Here is a 14,883-nt window from a genome sequence, read left to right on the forward strand (position 1 = left end):
GGTAATCGAACGGTCAACGCAGCGTCTTGTGCGACCGGTCACCCTGCCGCCTCACTGAGAGGCGGGCCCGCCTCTGTTACCGCCCGGGGACGGGACGGCCCCGTCGCCGAAGATGAAGTCGCACTGCGGGCGCCACACGCCGTCCCGCCCGTGCTCGTACAGGGAGAATCCCCACGTCTCGAAGTCGGCGGTGTAGCCGGCGAGCTCCTTGAACGCCTGGTCCATGACGCTCTCGGGGAGGTGGTGGGCGATGGTCACGTGCGGGTGGTACGGAAACGGCAGCGGACGCGCGAGCGGACCCGACAGAACCTTCGCCTGAACCCGCTCACAACCACCGATTCCTTCGGCAAGTGCCACGAACACGACCGGTGACACCGGCCGGAACGTTCCGCTGCCTCGCAGCCTGATCGGGAACGGGGTCTCGGTACCCGCGACGGCCCGCAGATGCTCCTGGACGGCGTCGACCTCGGAGTCGGGGATCTCGGTCGGCGGCAGCAGCGTGATGTGCGTCGGAATCGCGTGGGCGAGCGGATCCCCGAACGAGGCCCGCCGCGCCTGCAGGAACGCGCCGTACGGGTCGGGGATGGGGATGGCGACGCCGATCGTGCGCACGCCGCCGTCCCCGCCGGGGGCCACGCCCCCGGCGGCGGAGGGCGCCTCCCCGGGGCCCTCCGCGGCGTCGCGAGCGGGGCCGTCAGCGACCACGTCCCACGAATCCCACCCGTTCGCGCACGGTCTCCATCGTCGCGGTGGCGACGCCGGAGGCGCGCTCGGCGCCGAGCGCGAGCACCCGGTCGAGCCGCTCCTCGTCGTCCAGCAGCTTGAGGGTGCGCTCCCTGATCGGCGTGAAGGTGTCGAGGACGACCTGCGCGAGGTCCTTCTTGAACTGCCCGTACCCCGAGCCCGCGTAGCGGCTCTCGAGGTCGGGGACGGAGCTGCCCTCCAGCGCGGAGAAGATCCGCAGGAGGTTGGTGACGCCGGCCTTCTTCTCCTCGTCGTAGACGACCTCGGTCCCGGTGTCGGTGACCGCGCGCATGATCTTCTTGCGCATCGGGCCGGGCTCCTCCAGCACGTCGATGATCCCCTGCGGCGAGGACGCCGACTTGCTCATCTTGGCGTCCGGCTCCTGGAGGTCGGTGATCTTCGCGGCGCCCTCGGGGATGTGCGCGTCCGGCGGCACGAACGTGTCGCCGAACCGGTGGTTGAACCGCTGCGCGAGGGTGCGGGTGAGCTCCAGGTGCTGCCGCTGGTCCTCGCCGACGGGGACGCGCAGCGCCCGGCCGCCCTCGGCGATGGGGTCGGGCGAGTAGAGCAGGATGTCGGCGGCCTGGAGGACCGGGTAGGTGAACAGCCCGACGGTCGTCCCGCCGGTGCCCTGCTTGGAGGACTTGTCCTTGAACTGCGTCATCCGCTGGGCCTCACCGAAGCCGGTGAGGCAGCCGAGCACCCAGGCCAGCTCGGCGTGCTCGGGGACGTGGCTCTGCACGAACACCGTGGCGCGGTCGGGGTCGAGGCCCATCGCGAGGAGCTGGGCGACGGCGACCTTGGTCCGGCGGCGCAGCAGCGCCGGGTCGTGCTCGACGGTGATCGCGTGCAGGTCCACCACGCAGTAGAAGGCGTCGTGGGTGTCCTGCATCGAGACCCACTGCCGGAGCGCCCCCAGGTAGTTGCCGAGGTGGAACGAGTCGGCGGTGGGCTGGATGCCGGACAGCACGCGCGGCGGGGCCGCGGCCGTTCCGGCGGACGCTTCGGGGCTGGGCGCTTCGGGCATGTGCACGATTCTCTCAGGTGTCGCTCGAGGCTTCGCCGCCGGTGGCCTGCCGGGTGCCGGAGCCGGCGGCGGCGTCGCCGACCACCGCCCGCGGGGTCGCGGACGGCGTGCCGGGCGGCACCGGTGCGGCCTGCGGCGACGCCCGCGGCATGACGCGCACGCGGGCCACCCGCCGGCCCTCCATCCGGGCCACCGCGAGCCGGCGCTCGCCGGCGTCCACCGAGTCGCCCTCGGCGGGCACGCGGCGCAGCACCGCCATGATGTGCCCCGCGACCGTCTCGTACGGCCCGGCCGGCAGCCGGATGCCGGTCTCGGCGGCGAAGTCGTCCAGGTTGAGCAGGCCGTCGACCTCGACCACCCCGCCGTGCAGGCGCCGTGCCTGCGCGTCCTGGACATCATATTCGTCGCGGATGTCGCCGATGAGCTCCTCCAGGAGGTCCTCCAGCGTGACGATGCCGGCGACGCCGCCGTACTCGTCCATGACGATCGCCAGGTGGCAGCCCTCGCGGCGCATCTCCGACAGCGCCGGCAGCACCCGCTTGGAGGACGGCAGGAACTTCACCGGACGCACCAGGGCCCCCACCGGGCCGTCGCCCCGGGGGTCGCGGGCGGGCCCGTCCGGCGGGACGGGCGCCAGCAGGTCCCGGATGTGCACGAACCCGATCACCTCGTCGTGGGAGTCGCGGCACACGGGGAACCGCGAGTGCGGGCTCCCGGCGGCGATCCGGGCGGCGGCCGCCAGCGGGAGCGCGGCGTCCAGGAACTCCACCTCGGTGCGCGGGACGAGGACCTCGCGCAGCGGCCGCTCCCCCGCCGCGAACACCTCCCCGATCAGCGCCCGCTCGTCCGCGGTGAGCTGCGTGTTCTGGGCGACCAGCGCCCGCATCCGCTCCGCGGTGATCTCGCCGCGGAGCGCGCCGGGGTCGCCGCCCGCCAGCCGCACGACGAGGTGGGTCGAGCTCGACAGCAGCCGCGCCAGAGGGCGGGCGAGCGCTCCCGCGGGGCCCATGGGCGGCCGGGACGGCGTCCGGTCCATGGGTTCAGCCTTCCCCGTTCGGCGTTCCGGATAGCCTGGGCGGACCCCCTGGCCTGGACGCCCCCCGCCGTCCCGGTCATCGTGAACCGGCCGAGAGTCTCGTCGTGGAGGTCCGTCAGTGAAGCTGCTCGTCACCGGAGGCGCCGGCTATGTCGGCAGCGTCGTCTCCGCTCTGCTGCTGGAGGCGGGGCACGAGGTCGTCGTGCTCGACGACCTGTCCACCGGGCACGCGGACGCGGTGCCCGAGGGCGCCCGGCTGGTGCGCGGCACGCTGCGCGACACGGCGGCGGAGGTGCTCGGCGGCGCCGGGTTCGACGCCGTGCTGCACTTCGCGGCCCGCTCGCTCGTCGGGGAGTCCGTCGAGAAGCCCGGCCTGTACTGGGACAAGAACCTCGGCGAGTCCCTCGCCCTGCTGGAGGCGATGCGCGGCGCGGGCGTCCACCGGATCGTGTTCTCCTCGACCGCCGCGACCTACGGCGAGCCGGAGTCGACGCCGATCCTGGAGACCGACCCGACCCGTCCGACCAACCCCTACGGGGCGTCCAAGCTGGCGATCGACACGGCCCTCGCCGAGTACGCGCGGCTGCACGGCCTCGGCGGGGTGTCGCTGCGGTACTTCAACGTGGCCGGCGCCTACGGGCGGCTCGGCGAGCGGCACACGGTCGAGACCCACCTGATCCCGAACGTGCTGAAGATCGCGCAGGGCGGCGGCGGCGCCGTGAAGATGTTCGGCGACGACTACCCGACGCCGGACGGCACCTGCGTCCGCGACTACATCCACGTGACCGACCTCGGCCGCGCCCACCTGCTCGCGCTGGACGCCTGCGAGCCCGGCCGCCACGAGATCTTCAACCTGGGCAGCGGCACCGGCGCCTCCGTCCGCGAGGTCGTCGAGGTCTGCCGCGAGGTCACCGGCCGCGACATCCCCGCCGAGACGGCGCCGCGCCGCCCCGGCGACCCGGCCGTGCTGGTCGCCTCCTCGGAGAGGATCCAGGCGCGGCTCGGCTGGAAGCCCGAACGCGATCTGCGCACCATGGTCGGCGACGCGTGGACCTTCCTGCGCTCCCGATGAGCGGCGCGCTCAGCGAGAGCTTCGCCGAGGCGTTCGGGCGGGCCCCCGAGGGCGTGTGGCACGCGCCGGGCCGGGTCAACCTGATCGGCGAGCACACCGACTACAACGACGGCCTCGTGCTGCCGTTCGCGCTTCCGCGCGGCGTCTCGGTCGCCGCCGCCCGCCGCGACGACGGCGTGGTGGAGGTCCGCTCGCTCCAGGCCGGCACCGCCGTCACCGCGTCCGTGGACGGCGGGACGGTCGCCTCCGAGAACTGGCCCGCCGACCGGGAGTGGGCCGCGTACCCCGTCGGCGTCGCGCGCGTGCTGCGCGAGCACGGGACGGGCGGCGCGTCCCTGCTGATCGACTCGGACCTCCCGCAGGGCGCGGGCCTGTCCTCCTCCGCCGCCCTGGAGTGCGCGACGGCGCTGGCGCTGTGCGACCTGCACGGTGTGGAGATCGGCCGTCCGGCGCTGGCCCGGCTGGCGCAGCGCGCCGAGAACGAGCAGGTCGGCATGCCGTGCGGCCTCATGGACCAGTCGGCGTCCCTGCTGTGCACGCCCGGCCGCGCGCTGATGCTCGACTGCCGCAGCGGCCTGTCGACGCAGGTCCCGTTCGACCCGGCCGCCTCGGGCATGGTCCTGCTGGTGGTCGACACGCGGGCCTCGCACGCCCTGACGGGCGGCGACTACGGCCGCCGCCGCGCGGAGTGCGAGGAGGCCGCGTCCCTGCTCGGCGTCGACGCCCTGCGCGACGTCAAGGACCTCGGCGCCGCCCTCGCGGCGCTGCGCGACCCCGTCCTGCGCCGCCGCGTCCAGCACGTCGTCACCGAGAACCACCGCGTCGAGGCCGCCGTCGGGCTGCTGCGCGCCGGCGCCCTGCCCGAGCTCGGGGCCATGCTGAACGCCTCGCACCTGTCCCTGCGCGACCAGTTCGAGGTGTCCTGGCCCGAGGCCGACGCCACCGTCGACGCCGCGGTGCGCGCGGGCGCCCGGGGCGGCCGCATGGTGGGCGGCGGTTTCGGCGGCTCCGCCATCGTCCTCGCCCCGGCCGCGCGAGCCCGGCAGGTGCGGGACTCGATCACGGCCGCCTACGCCAGGCGCGGCTGGACGCCCCCCGAGTTCCTGGAGGCGCCCCCCTCCCAGGGCGCCCACCGCGTGGCCTGACCCCGCGTCAGCGGGGGCGGCCGTCACCCGAGGGACGCCTTCAGGTCGTCGTGGAGGCGGGTGGCCTCGTCCGCGGCGTCGGTCTCGTCGAGGGTGGTGAAGCCGTCGGCGGCGGCGGCTGCGTGCGCGGCGGCCTCCGGGAGGCGGCCGAGCTGGGCGAGGACGCGGGCCTGGTCGTAGGAGACGAGGGCGGTCTCCCAGACGCGGGCGGGCTCGTTGTCCGGGGGCAGCCCGGCCAGGGCCGCGCGGGCCGCGTCCATGACGGCGACGGCCTCGTCGGCGTCGCCGCTCCACAGCAGGCACATCGCGGCGCGGCGGCGGGTGCGGACCACGCCGTAAGGGTCGCCCGCCTTCTCGCTGGCCTCGGCGGCCTCGGCGAACCGGGCGGCTGCCTGGGCGTCCCGGTCGAGGGCGGTCAGCACGCCCCCGGCCTCCTCCAGGAAGTGCGCGACGGCGTCGTGCCGGCCGTCCCGCGCGGCGTCCTCGGCGAGGTCGGCGAACGTCGCGGCGGCGTCCTCCTCGCCCATCTCCTTCTGCGCGTGCGCGAGGATCAGGCGGCAGCGCCGGGCGGGGTCGCCGTCCAGGCCGGGAACCGCCTCCTCGGCGGTCTCGGCGGCCTCCAGGTGGCGGCCGGCGGCGAGGTACGCGGCGGCGAGGTCCACGCGGAGGTGGACGGCCTGCTCGTGCATGCCCTCGGCCGTCCATGCCGCGATGGCCTCGGCGAGGTCGGCGACGGCGTCCGCCGGCCGGTCGGTGGCGAGGAGCGCCAGGCCGCGGTCGCAGTGCGCCACCGCCCGCATCGGCGACGGGGGCAGCACGGCCAGCACCTCGTCGAGCAGGGCGAACACCTCCTCGTCCGGACCGGCCTCCCGGCGGGCCAGGGTGCGGGCGAGCAGCAGGCCGGGCGAGGCGACCGTCTCCGGCTCGCCGGAGGCGCGCGCCGCGTCGGCGGAGCGGCGCAGCGCCGCCACCGCCCCGTCGGCGTCGCCGGTCCGCAGGAGCGCCTGCCCCCGCAGGAACCACAGCTCACCGGCGCGGTCGGGCGCGTCGCCGGTGTCGACCCGGTCCAGCGCGGCGAGGGCCTCGGCCGGCCGGTCCAGCCCGAGCTGCGCGGTGGCGAGGCGGAGCAGCGCGGCCGTGGCGTCGCCGTCCTCCCCCGGATGCGCGGTGAGGTGCTCGGCGGACGCGATCACCTGCTCCAGGCCGCCCTCGTCTCCGAGGTCGACGCGCATCGCGCCGAGGCGGCCGAGCGCGCGGTGCCGGCGCGTCTCCTCGCCCAGCTCCGCGTACAGCCGGGAGGCCTCCTCCCAGCACCGCGCGGCGCCCTGGCCGTCGCCCTCGACGGCGAGTTCGACGCCCCGTCCGTCCAGGCGGCGGGCCTTCTGGAAGGGCGTCGGCTCGGTGGTCTCCGCGACGGCGTCGAACCGCCGGAAGGCCGCCAGCATCCCGGGCAGGTCGCCGCCGGCGCGGCGCCGCTCCACCACGTCGAGCAGCTCGCCGAGATCGTCCACGAACGCGAGGTCGTCGGCGGGGGCGGAGTCGTCCGCGGACGGGACCCGCGGGGCGGGCGCGGGGCGGCGGTGGTGGGGGGCCAGCGGCAGGAAGTCGACGACCGGCTCGGCCCCCAGCGTGGCGCGCACCTTGTCGCCCTGGTGGGACGTGCCGTTGCGGGCGTCGAACCGGGCCGCCAGCCCCGTCGCGCGATCGGCCAGCTCGGCACGCAGCTCGGCGAGGGGCACGTCGCCCGCCGGGCGGTCGCCGGCCGCCGGGCGGCGGACGGTCGCCGCGCCGTGGCCGGCCGCCTCGACCGCCCCCAGCAGGAGGGCCGCCGCGGCGGAGAACTCCATGTCGGCGTGCGCGCTCGGGGCCCGGTCGAGCCAGCCGAGGTGCCGCTGAAGGATCTCCAGACCGCGCGCCCCGTTGCCCGTGACCGCGCAGAACTCCAGGTGCTCGGCGATGTCGCCGAGGTCGGCGAGCCGCGCCCGGTGCACCCGGTAGGCGCGGCGGTGCGCGGCGGCGGCCTCCTCCAGGCGGCCCATGCGCAGGTACACCGGCAGCAGCGCCGTCTGGATCGACTGGGGCTGCTCGTTGCAGGACAGCCGCGCGCTCAGCACCGGCGCGGCGATCTCGAACGCCTCCTCGTGCCGTCCGGCCTCGACCAGGTGGCGGGCCATGCCGGTCGGGTCGCAGCCCTCGCAGTCGGACAGCTCGTCCCGCTCGGCGGCACGCCACTTGACGAACCACTCGTGCGCCGAGTCGTCGCCGATGTGCCGCGCCACCACGTTGCGGTAGTGGTACACCGCCTGAAGGCTGTGCCCGGCCGCCTTGTAGCGCCGCTCCATGTCGTCCAGAACGGCGTAGGCCCGGTCCAGCGGAATCTCCGGGAACGAGGTCAGGGAGCTGACCACCGCCTTCATCTGCCACAGAAGGCTGTGCGTCTCGTCGAAGCGGGCGGGGTCGCGGTCGTGGTCGGCCAGCGTGCGGCTGAACGTCGCGAACGCCTTCACGGGCTCGCCGCCGTACCGGTAGGCGTCGGTCAGCCTGACCCGCACGTGGAACGCCAGCACGTCATCACCGGCCGCCTCGGCTCGGCGCAGCGCGTCCTCGACCAGGACGGTGCGGGCCTCCCCGTAGGGCAGCTCCTGCGACCGCGCCATCAGCTCGTAGACGTCATCCATGCTCATCAGGGCCCTCCGGGGAGTGGACGGCCCACTCCAGCAGGCCGATGAAGGAACGGTTCAGGACCGCCGTGTCGACGGGCCGCAGCGGGTGGTGGCCGAGCAGCAGCGCCTGCCCGTACAGGGCCTGGACGGCCGCCTCGACCGGCCCGCCGTCACCGAGCGAGGTGACGCGCCGCGCCAGCGGATTGCGGTAGTTCAGCACGAGCTGGGGACGGTCGGAGCTCGTGGTCGCGCCGACCGCGCCGAGCACGTCGGCCCACAGCTCGCCCGCCGCCTCCCGCGCGCGGGACAGCTCCTCGCGGAACTGCGCCTCCCGGCTCGTCAGGTACAGCGCGGGCAGCGACGCGGGATCGAAGTCGCGGACGACGACCTCGCAGCCGAGCCGCTCCACCGCCCGCTGCGCCGCCGCGAGGAACGGCCGCAGCGCCAGCTCCGCCGCCGGGTCGAGGACGCCGAACGCGGTGGTCAGCTCGGCCGCGTCCAGCCGCGCGAGCCGGATGTCGGGGTCGAGGTCCGGCAGCCGCTCGATGATCTCGGTGTCGTGGACGTAGCCGCCGTTGACCAGGCCGACGCCCTGGGCGCCCGCGACCGCCGCGAGCCGCCGGAACTCGTCCACGTCCGCGGTGAACCGGCCGGCCGGGTGGCGGCGGCGGAACTCGTGCAGGGTCATCGGCCCGGAGGACGTCTCGTACTCCAGCCACCGGTCGACGATCCGCAGCATGTCGTCGTCGTGCAGGGCCATCGCCTTCACGCCGAGCTGGTGCAGCCGCAGGAACGCCCGCAGCCGAGCCGGGTCGGTCTCGGCGAGCTTCACCAGCCACTGCCGCAGCACCTCGCCGAGGCCGTGCCGCGTCGACTCGAGCAGCTCGTCCTCGTAGAGGGCCTCGCGGCTCGCGGTCGGCCGCAGCTCCCCTGCGTCCACGACGCAGCGCGCGAAGAACGCCCAGTCGGGCAGGAGGCCCTCGACGCTCTCGGCCAGCAGCATCCGCTTCAGGTAGACGCGGTGCGCGGCGCGCGCCGACGGCGACACCGGCTCGGGCAGGACGAACGCGACGCCCGTCAGCCCGGCCTCCGGCACGTCGAGGTCCACGACGTCGAACGGGGTGAACCCGCAGACCTCCTCGCAGTAGCGCTCCAGCGCCCGCCTGCGGTCGGCGGGATCGCGGTAGGAAGCCCGCCACGGCGGCCCGTCGCCGGTGACGGCCGTACCGTCCACGACCAGCTCGACGGGGAGGAGGGACCCGTACGTGGCGGCCAGCTCGGCGACGACCGGCGGGCTCAGCAGCTCCGACGAGCCCGGCCGCGCCCGCAGCGTCACCGTCGTGCCCGGCTCGTCCCGCTCGCCGGGCTCGACCCGGTAGCTGCCCTCGGACCGTCCCGTCCACCGGACGGCGCCGCCGCCGCGCGCGGACCGCGTCACGACCTCGATCTCGTCGGCGACGAGGAACGCCGACAGCAGCCCGATCCCGAACTGGCCGAGGAAGTCGTGGCGCGCGAAGCCCAGCTCGTCCCGCTTGGACGACCGCCCGATCGTCGCCAGCAGCGTGTGCACCTCGTCCTCGGTGAGGCCGACGCCGTCGTCGTGGACGCGCAGCACGCCGCCGCCCGTCTCGATCTCGACGCGGCCGCCGGCGCCGCGCGCCGTGATCGCGTCCACCGCGTTCTGCAGCAGTTCCCGCAGGTAGACGCGCGGACTGGCGTAGAGATGGCGGCTCAGCAGATCCACCACACCCCGCAGGTCCACCTGGAACGCCTGTTCGGCCACCGGCACGCCTCCCCCGATCACTTTGCGAGCGATCACACCCTAGCGACCGATACCGACGCCTTCAGATCATTTGCGCCCGCCGCGGCGAGATCGCCGCCCGCCGGCCCGCCCAGGGACGGCCCGGACGCGGACGAGCCCCGGACCGCGTGGTCCGGGGCTCGTGCGCGCGCGGGTCAGATGAGGCCGAGCTTGCGGACCGCCTCGCGCTCCTCCGACAGCTCCGCGACGGACGCGTCGATGCGGGCGCGGGAGAAGTCGTCGATCTCCAGGCCCTGGACGATCTCCCACTCGCCGTCCGCGGTGGTGACCGGGAAGGAGGAGATCAGGCCCTCGGGGACGCCGTAGGAGCCGTCCGACACGACCGCCATGGACGTCCAGTCGCCGTCGGCGGTGCCGTTCACCCAGGTGTGCACGTGGTCGATGGCGGCGGAGGCGGCCGACGCCGCCGACGACGCGCCCCGCGCCTCGATGATCGCGGCGCCGCGCTTGGCCACGGTCGGGATGAACTCGTTCTCCAGCCAGCCCTGGTCGTTCACCGTCTCGGCGGCGTTCCTGCCGGCGATCTCGGCGTGGAACAGGTCCGGGTACTGCGTGGCGGAGTGGTTGCCCCAGATCGTCATCCTGCGGATGTCGGCGACCGAGGCGCCCGCCTTCTTCGACAGCTGCGCGAGGGCGCGGTTGTGGTCCAGGCGCGTCATGGCGGTGAACCGCTCGGCCGGGACGTCCGGCGCGTGCTGCTGGGCGATCAGCGCGTTGGTGTTCGCCGGGTTGCCGACCACCAGGACCTTGACGTCGTCGGCCGCGCCGGCGTTGATCGCCTCGCCCTGCGGCTTGAAGATGCCGCCGTTGGCCTCCAGCAGGTCGCCGCGCTCCATGCCCTTCGTGCGCGGGCGGGCGCCGACCAGCAGCGCCACGTTCGTCCCCTCGAACGCCCGTACGGCGTCGTCGAAGATGTCGATTCCGGACAGCAGCGGGAACGCGCAGTCGTCCAGTTCCATCGCGGTGCCCTCCGCGGCCTTCACCGCCTGCGGGATCTCCAGCAGGCGCAGGCGTACGGGCACGTCCGCGCCGAGGAGGTGCCCTGACGCGATGCGGAACAGCAGCGCGTAGCCGATCTGGCCCGCGGCGCCGGTAACGGTAACGGTGACTGGGGTGCGAGTCATGCGTCCTTCTCCTGCTGTGACCTGACGGGGCTCAGGCGGCCATCCTTGGGAACCCGACCGCCCGAGAGGCCGCCCGCCTGCACTCCGCCGCGCGGGTTCTCTCGCCGTCGAGATAGTTGCGGTGCCAGGCTATCGCGCACGCCGCGCCCGCCACCGCGCAGGTGCGCCTCCCGGCATGCGCCCCGTCCCGAACAGGCGGAAGGCCGCCCCGGAACGTGTCCGGGACGGCCTTCACCCCCGCGTGCGCGGGGACCACTGCATGTCCATCGCGGCGCCTCCGCCGGTGAACGGGCCATCCCCGCCTGCGCGGGGAGCGACCGGCGCGGTACTACCCGCCGATCTTCTTCTGGAGGTTGGTGTCGAGCGCCTCCAGGAAGCCCTGCGTGGTCAGCCAGGGGGTCTCCCCGCCGACGAGCAGGGCCAAGTCCTTGGTCATCTGGCCGCTCTCGACGGTCTCGATGCAGACCTGCTCCAGCTTGCGCGCGAAGTCGATGACCTCGGGCTGGCCGTCGAGCTTGCCGCGGTGCTCGAGTCCGCGCGTCCAGGCGAAGATCGACGCGATCGGGTTGGTCGACGTCGGCTTGCCCTGCTGGTGCTGCCGGTAGTGCCGGGTCACCGTGCCGTGCGCCGCCTCGGCCTCGACGGTCCTGCCGTCGGGGGTCATGAGGACGGAGGTCATGAGGCCGAGCGAGCCGAAGCCCTGCGCGAGGGTGTCGGACTGGACGTCGCCGTCGTAGTTCTTGGCGGCCCAGACGAACCCGCCCTCCCACTTCAGCGCCGCCGCGACCATGTCGTCGATCAGGCGGTGCTCGTAGGTGAGGCCCTTGGCCTCGAACTCGGCCTTGAACTCGGACTCGTAGATCTCCTGGAAGAGATCCTTGAACCGGCCGTCGTAGGCCTTGAGGATCGTGTTCTTCGTCGACATGTACAGCGGCATCTCGCGGCTCAGCGCGTACCGCATGCTCGTCCGGGCGAAGTCGCGGATCGAGTCGTCGTAGTTGTACATGCCCATCGCCACGCCGCCGCCGGGGAACGAGGCGATCTCGAACTCCATCGGCTCGCCCTCGTCCTCGGGGGTGTAGGTGATCGTCACCTTGCCCGGGCCCGGCACGACGAAGTCGGTGGCCTTGTACTGGTCGCCGTGGGCGTGGCGGCCGATGATGATCGGCTTCGTCCAACCGGGGACCAGGCGCGGGATATTGGAGACGACGATCGGCTCACGGAAGATCACGCCGCCCAGGATGTTGCGGATCGTCCCGTTCGGGGACCGCCACATCTTCTTCAGGCCGAACTCCTCGACGCGCGCCTCGTCGGGGGTGATGGTCGCGCACTTCACACCGACGCCGTGCTCGAGGATGGCCTTGGCGGCGTCGACGGTGACCTGGTCGTCCGTGGCGTCACGGTGCTCGATCCCCAGGTCGTAGTACTTCAGGTCCACATCGAGGTAGGGCAGGATCAACTGGTCCTTGATGAATTTCCAGATGATCCGCGTCATTTCGTCGCCGTCGAGTTCGACGACCGGGCCCGCTACTTTGATCTTGGGCATGCTGTTGCTGTCCCTTTCCTACACCTGGCCAGCAGTCCTTGTAAGGCTCAACTGGCAAGGCTAGCCGAGGCGGTCATGAGGTCTAGACCTGGCCTTGCCCTGGGACCCGCCGCATCCTGCCTGACCTGCGCCGACGCGCTAGCCGGGCGGCTCCTGCGCCGCCCGGGAGGAGCGTCCGGCGATGAGCAGCCGCACGCCGCGCACCAGCATCGTGAACGCGATCAGCACGCCGAAGGCGCCGGCGAGGACGAGCCCGGTCTTGTTCATCGGCGGGACGCTCAGCGACACGAACGCGACCATCTCGCCGAGGATCACGAGCGTCCAGCAGTCGACCGACCGGCTCCGGACGGCGAGCGGGCCGAGCTGCGACTCGGGCAGCAGCAGCCGGGCCAGCGCGCCGATGAGCAGCGCGGCGGCCATCAGGCCCGAGCCCTTGCGGAAGTAGTTGAAGGCGCACAGCGTGAGCCCCGCGCCGACGCCGCTGAGCACGAGGAGGTACGGCAGCCGCGCGAGCCAGTGCGGGGCGGCGCTCCTCCGACGCGGCGCCTTGCGCCTGCGCCGGTGCACCTGGGTGCTCATGGCCTTCACGGTATAGGCAATCGGGGCCCGGCACGACATCGCGCGTCCCTCCGGCGGGAGCGGGCCGCGAGGGGACGTGAATCAGTCGGGACGGAGACTCAAGCGAGACGCTGGGGGAAGAGTCCGCCTTGTCCCCCGGGGCCGAAAAGCGGACGGGACCTATGTGCTCAAGGTGATGGCCGAGAGCGCGGAATCCCCTGCGCCATCGGTCCTACTCGCCAGTAGGAGGGTGTGACGGCATGGCACCCGGGTAACCCGGCAGACAGGGGTCGCTAACTAGCTGGGAGGACTGCCGTGGAGGGGCCGTTCATGCGGATCGAGGACAGCGGGCTGGTGGTGCCGCTGCGCCCCGACGTTACGACGGTCGGGAGAGGGAGAGGAGTGGACATCCGCCTCGACGACCCGTCTGTGTCCCGTTTGCACGCAGAGATCGTCCGACGTGGCCCGTACGTCTACGTGGTGGACATGGGCCTGTCCCGCAACGGGACGCGCGTCAACGGCCGGCCGATCGCCCGCCGTGTGCTGGAGGACGGTGACGTCGTGAGCTTCGGCACGGCGCGCTGCCGCTTGGGGGGCATCCCCCGTGAGGAGGTCGACCCGGACGTCGAACTGCGGCGCGCCGTCGCGCCCGAGCTCACCCGCCGGGAGGTCGACGTGCTGACCTCGCTGTGCCGGCCCGCCCTGTCCGACGAGGCGTTCGTGGCCCCGGCCACGGCGCGCGACATCGCCGGCGAGCTGGTCGTCACGGAGGCCGCGGTCAAGCAGCATCTGCTCCGCCTCTACCAGAAGTTCCGGATCCCCGAGGGCGCCAACCGGCGCACTCGGCTCGCCAACGAGGTCATCGCGATGGGCCTCGTCCGCCCGCTGCCGCCGGTGCACGTGCCCCAGCAGGGCCGTCCGCCGATGGACGGGCGCGCCCCCGGGGTGCGCGGCACCACCGAGACGCGCCGGCCGGGCGCCACCGGTCACGCCCACGGCCCGGGCCGTCCGGCGCACAGCACGGCCGCGGGACGGAGGGCCAGCTGATGTGAGACCCGCGGTCGCCCTCCTCCGGCAGCGCGACCGGAGGGCGATCGCTCAGCCCCCGATGCGGCCGCGTAAGTGACGGCGCGGCCCAGGGACACGCGGACGGGGGCCGCCACCTGGTGCTGGTGGCGGCCCCCGCAGCACGCCCGTCCGCGGACGGCGCCCGGTCGGGCCGGGCGCCGTCCGATCGGCCCGTCCGGTCAGACGGCCCGGTCGGCGGCCTGCTCGGCGGCCTCGACGACGTTCGCGAGGAGCATGGCGCGGGTCATCGGGCCGACGCCGCCGGGGTTGGGCGCGACCCAGCCGGCGACGTCGCGGACGTCGGCGGCGACGTCCCCGGCGAGCTTGCCGTCCACGCGGGACACGCCCACGTCGAGGACGGCGGCGCCGGGCTTGACCATGTCGGCGGTGATGAGGCCGGGCACCCCGGCCGCCGCCACGACGATGTCGGCCTTGCGGGTGTGCTCGGCGAGGTCGCGGGTGGCGGTGTGGCAGAGGGTGACGGTCGCGTTCTCGGTGCGGCGGGTCAGCAGCAGGCCGAGGGAGCGGCCGACGGTGATGCCGCGGCCGACGACGGTGACCTCGGCCCCCTTCAGCGGGACGTCGAAGCGGCGCAGCAGCTCGACGATGCCCTTCGGCGTGCACGGCAGCGGACCCGGCTGCATCAGGACGAGCCGTCCGAGGTTGACCGGGTGCAGGCCGTCGGCGTCCTTGGACGGGTCGATGCGCTCCAGCACGCGCTGCTCGTCCAGGCCCTTCGGGAGCGGCAGCTGGACGATGTAGCCGGTGCAGGCGGGGTCGGCGTTCAGCTCGGCGACGGCGTGCTCCACCTCGTCCTGCGAGGCGGTGGCGGGCAGGTCGCGGCGGATGCTCTCGATGCCGACCTCGGCGCAGTCGCGGTGCTTCATGTTCACGTACGAGTGGCTGCCCGGGTCGTCGCCGACCAGGACGGTGCCGAGCCCGACGGAGACGCCGCGGTCGCGCAGCGCCTCGACGCGGACCTTGAGGTTCGAGCGGATCTCGGCGGCCGTGGCCTTGCCGTCCAGAATCTGTGCCGTCATGCGTTCCTCCGCGTGGATCTCGGCGGGACCGGGCCCCG

Annotated in this window: 12 protein-coding genes; 3 read left to right on the forward strand and 9 right to left on the reverse strand. The window is 73.9% G+C overall.

The window, feature by feature from the left end:
- Positions 1-51 precede the first annotated feature (51 nt).
- From BKA00_RS23285 to BKA00_RS23295, 3 genes are read right to left on the reverse strand one after another with little or no spacing between them, the layout of a single operon-like run.
- Complete coding sequence (locus BKA00_RS23285) at positions 52-705, reverse strand: 2'-5' RNA ligase family protein (RefSeq protein WP_230298910.1); 654 nt, start codon at positions 703-705, stop codon at positions 52-54.
- Entirely contained in the window at positions 695-1,771 is a 1,077-nt protein-coding gene (trpS, locus tag BKA00_RS23290) for a tryptophan--tRNA ligase (RefSeq protein ID WP_185028261.1), read from the reverse strand. The genes BKA00_RS23285 and trpS overlap by 11 nt, the downstream gene beginning before the upstream one ends.
- A gap of 13 nt (positions 1,772-1,784) precedes the next feature.
- Positions 1,785-2,807, reverse strand: a complete 1,023-nt coding sequence (locus BKA00_RS23295; RefSeq protein ID WP_185028263.1) for a hemolysin family protein — start codon at positions 2,805-2,807, stop codon at positions 1,785-1,787.
- A 118-nt stretch (positions 2,808-2,925) separates the two neighbouring features.
- Between BKA00_RS23295 and galE the strand changes: the two genes are divergently transcribed.
- Both galE and galK read left to right on the forward strand, forming a co-directional pair.
- On the forward strand, positions 2,926-3,879 hold the full coding sequence (gene galE, locus BKA00_RS23300) for a UDP-glucose 4-epimerase GalE (RefSeq protein WP_185028265.1): 954 nt from the start codon (positions 2,926-2,928) through the stop codon (positions 3,877-3,879).
- The gene (gene galK / locus BKA00_RS23305) at positions 3,876-5,024 is read left to right on the forward strand and encodes a galactokinase (protein ID WP_185034674.1); all 1,149 of its coding nucleotides are present in this window, start codon (positions 3,876-3,878) and stop codon (positions 5,022-5,024) included. The genes galE and galK overlap by 4 nt, the downstream gene beginning before the upstream one ends.
- 23 nt (positions 5,025-5,047) lie before the next feature.
- On the opposite strand, the gene BKA00_RS23310 is transcribed toward galK, so the two are convergent.
- From BKA00_RS23310 to BKA00_RS23330, 5 genes are all read right to left on the reverse strand, one after another.
- Positions 5,048-7,708, reverse strand: a complete 2,661-nt coding sequence (locus BKA00_RS23310) for a hypothetical protein (protein WP_185028267.1) — start codon at positions 7,706-7,708, stop codon at positions 5,048-5,050.
- Entirely contained in the window at positions 7,695-9,470 is a 1,776-nt protein-coding gene (locus BKA00_RS23315) for an HSP90 family protein (RefSeq protein ID WP_185028269.1), read from the reverse strand. Before BKA00_RS23315 ends, BKA00_RS23310 begins: the two co-directional genes overlap by 14 nt.
- 173 nt (positions 9,471-9,643) lie before the next feature.
- Positions 9,644-10,633 carry a malate dehydrogenase gene (locus BKA00_RS23320; protein WP_185028271.1) on the reverse strand — a complete coding sequence of 330 codons (990 nt, stop codon included), beginning with the start codon at positions 10,631-10,633 and terminating at the stop codon, positions 9,644-9,646.
- Between the two features lie 328 nt (positions 10,634-10,961).
- On the reverse strand, positions 10,962-12,179 hold the full coding sequence (locus tag BKA00_RS23325) for an NADP-dependent isocitrate dehydrogenase (protein ID WP_185028273.1): 1,218 nt from the start codon (positions 12,177-12,179) through the stop codon (positions 10,962-10,964).
- 138 nt (positions 12,180-12,317) lie between these two features.
- Positions 12,318-12,758, reverse strand: a complete 441-nt coding sequence (locus tag BKA00_RS23330; protein ID WP_185028274.1) for a DUF3017 domain-containing protein — start codon at positions 12,756-12,758, stop codon at positions 12,318-12,320.
- Between the two features lie 294 nt (positions 12,759-13,052).
- On the opposite strand from BKA00_RS23330, the gene BKA00_RS23335 reads away from it, so the two are divergent.
- Positions 13,053-13,784 (forward strand): FHA domain-containing protein, encoded by a 732-nt coding sequence (locus BKA00_RS23335; RefSeq protein ID WP_185028277.1) that lies wholly within the window; start codon positions 13,053-13,055, stop codon positions 13,782-13,784.
- Between the two features lie 200 nt (positions 13,785-13,984).
- On the opposite strand, the gene BKA00_RS23340 is transcribed toward BKA00_RS23335, so the two are convergent.
- Positions 13,985-14,845: a bifunctional methylenetetrahydrofolate dehydrogenase/methenyltetrahydrofolate cyclohydrolase gene (locus tag BKA00_RS23340; RefSeq protein WP_185028279.1), complete on the reverse strand. Its 861-nt coding sequence runs from the start codon at positions 14,843-14,845 to the stop codon at positions 13,985-13,987.
- Positions 14,846-14,883: the final 38 nt, after the last annotated feature.

It is taken from the genome of Actinomadura coerulea (genome assembly GCF_014208105.1).
GTDB lineage: Bacteria > Actinomycetota > Actinomycetes > Streptosporangiales > Streptosporangiaceae > Spirillospora > Spirillospora coerulea.

Bases quoted from the DNA above. Each gene is read 5' to 3' on its own strand.
- BKA00_RS23295 (WP_185028263.1), bottom strand. From the start codon at position 2,807: ATGGACCGGACGCCGTCCCGGCCGCCCATGGGCCCCGCGGGAGCGCTC.
- BKA00_RS23320 (WP_185028271.1), bottom strand. From the start codon at position 10,633: ATGACTCGCACCCCAGTCACCGTTACCGTTACCGGCGCCGCGGGCCAG.
- BKA00_RS23325 (WP_185028273.1), bottom strand. From the start codon at position 12,179: ATGCCCAAGATCAAAGTAGCGGGCCCGGTCGTCGAACTCGACGGCGAC.
- trpS (WP_185028261.1), bottom strand. From the start codon at position 1,771: ATGCCCGAAGCGCCCAGCCCCGAAGCGTCCGCCGGAACGGCCGCGGCC.
- BKA00_RS23310 (WP_185028267.1), bottom strand. From the start codon at position 7,708: ATGAGCATGGATGACGTCTACGAGCTGATGGCGCGGTCGCAGGAGCTG.
- galK (WP_185034674.1), top strand. From the start codon at position 3,876: ATGAGCGGCGCGCTCAGCGAGAGCTTCGCCGAGGCGTTCGGGCGGGCC.
- BKA00_RS23340 (WP_185028279.1), bottom strand. From the start codon at position 14,845: ATGACGGCACAGATTCTGGACGGCAAGGCCACGGCCGCCGAGATCCGC.
- BKA00_RS23330 (WP_185028274.1), bottom strand. From the start codon at position 12,758: ATGAGCACCCAGGTGCACCGGCGCAGGCGCAAGGCGCCGCGTCGGAGG.